8 protein-coding genes are annotated in these 8,778 nt (G+C 36.4%); all 8 read left to right on the top strand.

Annotated features, from left to right (window positions below; genetic code table 11):
* The first annotated feature begins 607 nt into the window (after positions 1 to 607).
* Positions 608 to 742 carry a 50S ribosomal protein L34 gene (rpmH, locus tag NV349_RS23150; protein WP_004233310.1) on the top strand — a complete coding sequence of 45 codons (135 nt, stop codon included), beginning with the start codon at positions 608 to 610 and terminating at the stop codon, positions 740 to 742.
* Between the two features lie 100 nt (positions 743 to 842).
* Positions 843 to 1,187, top strand: a complete 345-nt coding sequence (gene rnpA, locus NV349_RS23145) for a ribonuclease P protein component (protein WP_036119559.1) — start codon at positions 843 to 845, stop codon at positions 1,185 to 1,187.
* 368 nt (positions 1,188 to 1,555) lie between these two features.
* Entirely contained in the window at positions 1,556 to 2,326 is a 771-nt protein-coding gene (gene yidC, locus NV349_RS23140) for a membrane protein insertase YidC (RefSeq protein WP_025115704.1), read from the top strand.
* On the top strand, positions 2,323 to 3,126 hold the full coding sequence (jag, locus tag NV349_RS23135) for an RNA-binding cell elongation regulator Jag/EloR (RefSeq protein WP_271911982.1): 804 nt from the start codon (positions 2,323 to 2,325) through the stop codon (positions 3,124 to 3,126). The genes yidC and jag overlap by 4 nt, the downstream gene beginning before the upstream one ends.
* Positions 3,127 to 3,376: 250 nt before the next feature.
* On the top strand, positions 3,377 to 4,762 hold the full coding sequence (mnmE, locus tag NV349_RS23130; RefSeq protein ID WP_036119549.1) for a tRNA uridine-5-carboxymethylaminomethyl(34) synthesis GTPase MnmE: 1,386 nt from the start codon (positions 3,377 to 3,379) through the stop codon (positions 4,760 to 4,762).
* 27 nt (positions 4,763 to 4,789) lie between these two features.
* Complete coding sequence (gene mnmG / locus NV349_RS23125; protein ID WP_271911980.1) at positions 4,790 to 6,682, top strand: tRNA uridine-5-carboxymethylaminomethyl(34) synthesis enzyme MnmG; 1,893 nt, start codon at positions 4,790 to 4,792, stop codon at positions 6,680 to 6,682.
* Positions 6,683 to 6,793: 111 nt separating this feature from the next.
* Positions 6,794 to 7,510 (top strand): 16S rRNA (guanine(527)-N(7))-methyltransferase RsmG, encoded by a 717-nt coding sequence (gene rsmG, locus NV349_RS23120; RefSeq protein WP_036119543.1) that lies wholly within the window; start codon positions 6,794 to 6,796, stop codon positions 7,508 to 7,510.
* 179 nt (positions 7,511 to 7,689) lie between these two features.
* A complete protein-coding gene (noc, locus tag NV349_RS23115) occupies positions 7,690 to 8,592 on the top strand; it encodes a nucleoid occlusion protein (protein WP_036119540.1) in 903 nt (300 codons plus the stop codon).
* Positions 8,593 to 8,778: the final 186 nt, after the last annotated feature.

Raw genomic sequence — 8,778 nt, 5'->3', positions numbered from 1 at the left:
GCTGCTAATCTCCTTTACAGTGTTCAATACATAAAAAAAAATCGCATTTATAGAAATGGTAAATACGTTCATATTACAACTCGTCCACATAATCACAAGCTGTGGATAAAAGTTAACCAAAGGCTGTGATAAAAATTATCCACAGCATATTAACAGTTGTGGATAATTAAAATGTTCATTTCAGTTTTCAACAAAGTGAAGCACAGTAATCGTATCAGAAAAACAAAGCTATTTCAATAGTTTATGAAACTTATCCACATAGCTTGTAGTTATGCACTTTAGAGTTGTCCACAAGCACTGCTTATGTGAAAAAGCTGTAGATAATCGTTGTGGATAAAAAATAATGCAAAAAATACTATACACAACTCTGTGTAAAAAAAACAAGTACTCTGTGGATAAATATTTTATGTTCATGCAATAAATAATCTTTGAATTAGTAAAGATCCAAACGCCCAATGAGGGAAGATGCAATAGATTGATTTTGATACATAGATTAGCTGGTTAAAAGAAATTTATGAAATACATTGACAAAATAACTAGAAACTTTATATAATATTCGAGTCTGTATGTTGAAAAATTCAACTCATATCAGGAGGTGTCTATATAAATGAAACGTACTTACCAACCAAAGAAACGTAAGCACAGCAAAGTTCACGGTTTCCGCGCACGTATGAGCACGAAAAACGGTCGCAAAGTTCTTGCTGCTCGTCGTCGTAAAGGAAGAAAAGTTTTATCAGCATAAAATAAGTCCACTGAGCCACATCAGTGGTCTTTTTTTTCTTTATTTTTGGTAAACCTAGAAATGAGGATCAAAAGATATTATCTAATAGCAGGTGAAAGAAATGAAAAAACGCCAAAGAGTGAAAAAAAATGATGATTTTCAAAAGGTGTTTAAAAAAGGTAAATCTTTCGCTAATCGTCAGTTTGTTGTTTATTTTTTAGCAAAAGAAGGGCAAACAGAATTTCGTGTAGGTTTATCGGTTAGTAAAAAGCTTGGAAATGCGGTAACACGCAACAAAATAAAACGCTATATTCGACAAAGTATTCAAGAATTAAAGGATGATTTAAAGCCGAATATGGATTATGTTATTATCGCCAGACATCCGGCGGCCACTATGGATTTTCATGAAGTGAAACAAAGTTTGCAGCATGTACTACAAATCGCAAAGGTAATGAAGAAAGTGTAATGTATGCAAGCAAGTGGTGAAAATACGCCTGTACTGTTAGTAATGGAGTAGAAATAGAGCGGTTTTGCATACAATTATAAATAGAGGAATATACGCGTAGGGGTATTTGTAGCGTGCGATTTCATAAAAAAATATGTAAAATTCGCAACATAACTTAGGAATAAGTATATGTAGTTAGAATATTTAGTAGAGTGAACGTTATAGGCGTGATAAAATAACTGATAACTTTATCTTTATTGAGGACGTCCCAAACGCTGGCTAAATCATGATAAAGTAGCTGGCAGATCTTGAGGTAGGAAACTGCCAGTGAATGAAGAAATGCATATAGAATGAAGAAAAAGTGAATAGTAATTGTAGGGGGAAGAAGGTTGAAAAAACAACATTGGGTAATTTTGTCACTAGTATCAGTAGCCTTACTACTTTCTGGTTGTACAGAATTCAATGAACCAATTTCAAAAGACAGCACAGGCTTCTGGAATGAATTCATTGTTTGGCCGTTGGTATCAGCGATAAAATACTTTGCTGATTTGCTCGGTACGTATGCATGGGGGATCATTGCCGTAACGATTATTATTCGTTTAGCAATTTTACCTTTGATGATTAAACAAACAAAGAGCTCTAAAAAGATGCAAGAAATTCAACCAAAATTGAAGGAACTGCAGAAGAAGTATGCTTCTAAGGATGCTCAGACACAACAACAATATCAGCAAGAAATGATGAAGCTAATGAGTGAATCTGGAGTAAACCCACTAGCAGGGTGTTTACCAGTAATCATTCAAATGCCAATTTTAATTGGTTTCTATCATGCAATTAGTCGTATGAATGCTACATCTACATTTGATTTAGGAAATTTCTTTATCTTCCCGTTAGCAGATCCTGCACCTGCATTAGCAATTACGGCAGGTTTAATGCAATTTATCGTATTACGTACAGGACCAGCAATGGATAATCCTCAAATGAAAATCATGATGTATATTATGCCATTCATGATCATTGGTTTTGGTATGGCCTTACCAGCTGCATTATCACTATATTGGGTAATCGGGAATATTATTTCGATTTTCCAAAACCTGTATATTTATAAACCTTGGAATAAAGATAAAACACAACCTGCTCAAAATGGAGGGGCTAAAAAGTGAAACAACTTACGCAAATAGGCGCAACAACACAAGAAGCGATCTCATTGGCGTTACAGAAACTTGGCAAAACCCGTGAACAAGTAGATGTTGAAGTTTTACAAGAAGGTAAAAAAGGATTTTTAGGTTTTGGTGCACGTTCTGCAGAGGTATGTGTAACAGTAAAGGAAGTTCAGGTTCCGACAATTGAAAGTGACAAAGCCGAACCGCAAAATGCGAGTAAATTAGACGAACCATTAGTAGTAGATGATGTTGAAACAATAAGTTCACAAGTTTCTGAACAACCAAGTGAAATCGAAGAAGTTCAACAAATCGTAAAAGAGCAAAATGAGGAAGAAGACACGGCAAACCCAATTGAAGAGGCAAAAGCTTATTTACAAAGTATTGCTGAACAGTTGGCTATTGATGATCTTGATATTGCTACGACTCGCGAGGGGAAATATGTATTATTTCAACTAAAAAGTGAGAAAGCTGCACTGCTTATAGGAAAACGTGGTCAAACACTAAATTCCTTACAGCAATTGACGCAACTCGTATTGAATAAAAGCGCTAAGCAGTTTTTAATGGTGAAATTGGATGTAGAAAACTATCGCGAACGTCGACAAGAAGCTTTAGAATTACTTGCAGATCGAATGGCGGATAAAGCATTACGCTTAAATCAACGTGTGGCATTTGAACCAATGCCGTCTTACGAGCGAAAAATAATTCATAATCAATTAGCAAATCGTCTAGATCTTGAAACGTATTCAGAAGGCACAGAGCCTAATCGTTATTTAGTGATTGAACCAGTAAATAATAATTAGTCTGCTGCTGTAAACATACAGACACTATATATTGAAAGGTCATTTTATCTTCGTGATAAAATGACCTTTTTTAGTGAGGCAAAGAATAGTGATTTTTGTCGAAAATAAGATAACCTAAAAAATTGATATTATCCACATTTGGAAATGATCCTTACTTTAGATTTTGTTGAAAATATGTTAGTCTAAGGTGTTAGTAAGTATTGGTCGGTTTCGATTATCCACATGTGGATAACGTTGAGGAGGTCATTAAATGGAGTTCGATACAATTGCTGCGATATCCACACCTATGGGTGAAGGTGCCATAGCTATCGTTCGTTTAAGTGGGGACGAGGCAGTGACAATTGCAGATAAAATATTCAAATCACCTGGTGGGAAAAGTTTAACAACGAAAGATTCGCACACCATTCATTATGGTCATTTAGTTGATCCTAAAACAAGTGAGGTAGTAGAGGAAGTAATGCTATCACTGATGCGTGGACCAAAAACATTTACACGTGAGGATGTAGTTGAAATAAATTGTCACGGTGGACTAGTTTCAGTGAATCGTGTATTGCAACTTGCGTTAACGAATGGAGCAAGATTAGCTGAGCCTGGCGAATTCACAAAACGAGCGTTTTTAAATGGACGTATTGATTTATCTCAGGCTGAAGCGGTTATGGATCTGATAAGAGCTAAAACAGATCGTGCGATGAATGTTGCTTTGGGTCAAATGGATGGAAAATTATCGAGACTTATTGGTGATTTACGCCAAGCTTTACTAGAGACATTGGCACAAGTAGAGGTTAATATAGATTATCCGGAGTATGATGATGTAGAAGAAATGACAGTACCTGTATTAGTAGAAAAATGTACATGGGTAAGAAATGAAATTAGTAAACTTCTGCAAACATCTTCTCAAGGAAAAATTTTACGCGAGGGCTTATCAACTGTTATTTTAGGTCGTCCAAATGTAGGGAAGTCTTCTCTTTTAAATAGCTTAGTACAAGAAAATAAGGCCATAGTGACAGATATTGCAGGGACTACTCGTGATATTATAGAAGAGTATGTCAATGTACGCGGTGTTCCACTTCGTTTAGTGGATACGGCAGGTATTCGGGAGACAGAAGATATTGTTGAACGAATTGGAGTAGAACGTTCTCGAGAAGCTCTTCGTGGAGCAGATTTAATTTTGTTTGTATTAAACTACGCAGATGAATTAACTGCTGAGGATGAGCGTCTATTCAAAACAATTGAAGCGATGGATTACATCGTTATTGTCAATAAAACAGATTTACCGCAAAAAATTGATTTAGCACGTGTCGAAGAATTAGCTGATGAGCATCGTATTGTAACGACTTCCTTGTTACAGGAAGAAGGCATTACAGAGCTAGAAGAAGCCATTGCTGCTTTATTCTTTGAAGGACAAATCGAAGCGGGCGATTTAACATATGTTTCAAATGCAAGACATATTGCACTTCTGCACCAAGCACAGGCAACGGTTGAAGATGCAATAGCAGCTGCACAGGAAGGTGTACCAGTTGATATGGTACAAATCGATGTAACAAGAACATGGGAAATACTTGGTGAAATCATTGGTGACACTGTACAAGAAAGCCTAATTAATCAGCTATTTTCACAGTTCTGCTTAGGAAAATAAATTGATAAGAGAAAGGAAGATACGAGCATGCCAACAAAATATGAGGCAGGCACGTTTGATGTTATTGTAATTGGCGCAGGTCATGCAGGTTCAGAAGCTGCACACGCTGCGGCTAAAATGGGCGCTAGCACATTAATGCTAACAATCAATTTAGATATGATTGCATTTATGCCATGTAATCCATCTATTGGTGGCCCTGCCAAAGGAATCGTCGTACGTGAAATTGACGCTTTAGGTGGCGTCATGGGGAAAGTTATCGATAAAACACATATACAAATGAGAATGTTAAATACAGGGAAAGGTCCAGCAGTACGTGCATTGCGCGCACAAGCGGATAAAGTTTTGTACCAACAAGAGATGAAACGTGTGTTGGAGGAAACTAAAAACTTAACAATCCATCAAGGAATGGTTGAAGAGCTGATTATTGAAGATGGGGAAGTTAAAGGAGTCATTACACAAATTGGTGCCGTTTATCGTGCTAAAACAGTCGTTGTGACAACAGGTACTTTCTTACGCGGTGAAATCATTATTGGTGATATGAAGTATTCAAGCGGTCCTAATAACCAACAACCTTCGATTCGCTTAGCCGATAATTTAAAAGAGCTTGGCTTTGACCTAGTTCGTTTCAAAACAGGTACTCCACCACGTGTAAATAATCGTACAATTGATTATGACAAAACAGAGATTCAACCAGGGGATGACGTTCCACGTGCATTTAGTTTTGAAACAACTGAGTTCATTATGGACCAGCTACCTTGCTGGTTAACCTATACAAGCCCTGAAACGCATGAAATTATTGAAGCAAATTTACATCTTTCACCGATGTATTCAGGAATGATTAAAGGGACAGGGCCACGTTATTGCCCGTCTATTGAGGATAAAGTTGTGCGTTTTAATGATAAGCCTCGACACCAAATTTTCTTAGAGCCAGAAGGCCGTAATACGCGTGAAGTGTATGTTCAAGGTTTGTCAACGAGCTTACCAGAACATGTCCAAACACGTTTACTAAAATCTATTCCTGGCTTAGAAAATGCGGAAATGATGCGCGCTGGTTATGCCATTGAATACGATTCAATTGTGCCAACCCAATTATGGCCGACATTAGAAACAAAACGCATTAAAGGCTTATATACAGCTGGTCAAATTAACGGTACATCTGGTTATGAAGAAGCAGCCGCACAAGGCTTAATGGCGGGAATGAATGCTGCTGCTAATGTACTTGGTAAAGAGGAGTTAATTTTAAGTCGCTCTGATGCCTATATTGGCGTTTTGATCGATGACTTGGTGACAAAAGGGACAAATGAGCCATATCGTTTATTAACATCTCGTGCAGAGTATCGTCTATTGTTACGTCACGATAATGCCGATTTACGTTTAATAGAGCTGGCTTACAAAATGGGCATGATTCCACAAGAAAGATATACAAAGTTCATTGAGAAAAAGGAACTGATTGAAACTGAAATTGCACGTCTTCGTGAAATCATTATTAAGCCAAATGAAGCAACCCAATCTGTTATTCGTTCTGTTGGCGGTAGTGAATTAAAGGATGGTATTCGTGGCGCAGATTTATTAAAACGTACTGAAATGCATTATGAGTTAATCGCATCTTTAATTCCTGCAGAAATAGAGTTTACGGATGAAGTAAAAGAACAAATTGAAATTCAGCTTAAATATGAAGGCTATATCGAAAAAGCATTACAACAGGTAGAGAAGCTACACAAAATGGAAAACAAAAAAATTCCTGAGAATATTGATTACGATGCGATTTCAGGTTTAGCAACAGAAGCACGTCAAAAGTTAAAACAAGTTATACCACTTTCTATTGCACAAGCTTCTCGTATTTCGGGTGTTAACCCAGCTGATATTTCCATTCTGCTTGTTTATATTGAACAAGGTAAAATCGCGAAAGTAAGCAGCTAATCAACAACGTAAAGTGAATAAGGGGCGGGCATACCATTGTGCCCGCTTCCTATTTTTAAGGTTATACTGCTGAGTGGAGTAGTATAGTAAGATCGATAAAGGAGACTATACATGAACGAACAACAATTTATTGAGGCTCTGAAAGAGAAAGGCATCGAACTTTCGGATAAGCAGATCGCTCAATTTAAAAAATATTTTGAATTACTTGTCGAGTGGAATGAAAAAATGAATTTAACCGCTATTACAGATTTAGAAGGCGTTTATTTAAAGCATTTCTTCGATTCGATCAGTGCTTCATTTTATTTTGATTTTTCAAAAGTAATTACTGTTTGTGATGTTGGAGCAGGTGCTGGTTTCCCTAGTATCCCTATTAAAATCTGTTTCCCGCATTTACATGTCACAATTGTCGACTCCTTAAATAAACGAATTACATTTTTAAATCATTTAAGTGATGAGCTACAATTAGAGAATATGCATTTTGTACATGCACGAGCAGAAGAGTTTGGTCAAAATACAAAATATCGTGAACAATTTGATGTGGTAACAGCACGCGCTGTAGCTCGTTTATCAGTGTTATCTGAGCTATGCGTACCTTTAGCAAAGCAAGATGGTTATTTTGTTGCTTTAAAGGCTGCAGCAGGAGCAGAGGAATTAAAGGATGCTAAAAAAGCTTTAATAACATTAGGTGTTAAACTGAGAGAAGAATTTTCTTTCAAGCTACCTGTTGAAGAAAGTGACCGCACTTTATATATATTTGATAAAATAAAAGGAACACCGAAAAAATACCCGCGTAAGCCAGGTGTACCAAATAAAACACCAATTCAATAATTAGTGTTTCATGTGAAACTTCTCAAAGTAGAAAATATTTTTTCTATTTTGAGCATACATACTAGTTATGGATGGTTCACGCAAAAGACATCTATGAACTATATACATTTGATGAAATATAATAAATAATAATAGAATGACACTTAGCAAGATAGTTACTTAAAGGTGGTGCCACTTGGATGAAAAGTCCTTTTTCACGTTTTTTTGGAGGCGGGAGTAAAACGGAGCCTATTGTGAAAAATGAAGTAGAACAAGCAGAGGCGGTTCATGCAGCGGAAGAAGTCATAAAGTTGCCTATTGATCAAATTGTACCTAACCGTTTTCAGCCACGTACTATTTTTGATGATGAAAAAATTGAAGAATTATCAAGAACCATTCATACACATGGTGTGATTCAGCCAATTGTTGTACGTAAAACATCAGAAAATCAATATGAAATCATTGCCGGTGAGCGCCGTTACCGAGCGATGAAAAAGCTACAATGGACAGAGGTCCCTGCTATTGTACGTAATTTAACTGATAAGGAAACAGCTTCTATTGCGCTAATAGAGAACTTACAGCGTGAGGAGTTAACCGCAATTGAAGAAGCGGTAGCCTATCAAAAATTATTAGAGCTTCATGAGCTAACACAAGAAGCTCTGGCCCAAAGACTTGGAAAAGGACAATCCACTGTAGCCAATAAATTGCGTTTATTAAGGCTGCCGGATGAAGTGCAGCAAGCCATTTTGAAGCGTAAAATATCTGAACGACACGCACGTGCATTAATTGCTATTAAGGATCAACCATTACAATTAGAAATTTTACAGCTATCGATTGATAATGAATGGAATGTTCGTCAGTTAGAGGAGCAAATTCAAGCCATATTAAACCCAGTCACAGACGAGCCGGAAGAAACAGTACCAAAGAAAGCAAAACCAAAACGTAAGGCTATAAGTAAAGATGTGCGCATTGCTTTAAATACCATTAAACAATCACTAACAATGGTAACGAAAAGTGGTATTACAGTAAAAACAGAAGAAGAAGATACAGAGGAATACTATCAAATTACAGTGAAGATACCTAAAAAGAAAAAGGTGCAATAAATTATTTTAAAAAAGTAATATATTGTTCTGTCCAATACTGAACAGAGGAGATATCTCAGAAAAATAAATGAGATATCTCCTTTTTTGTATATATTCTTAATATTTTATACAACTCTCTTCAATTTTTTTGATAGAATGAAAGTTAGATAGCGTATTAAATAGTGATTTTACAAATGATTTGTCAAA

This window comes from Lysinibacillus sp. OF-1, assembly GCF_028356935.1.
GTDB lineage: Bacteria > Bacillota > Bacilli > Bacillales_A > Planococcaceae > Lysinibacillus > Lysinibacillus fusiformis_D.
This window is presented reverse-complemented; position numbering and strand designations above follow the sequence as displayed.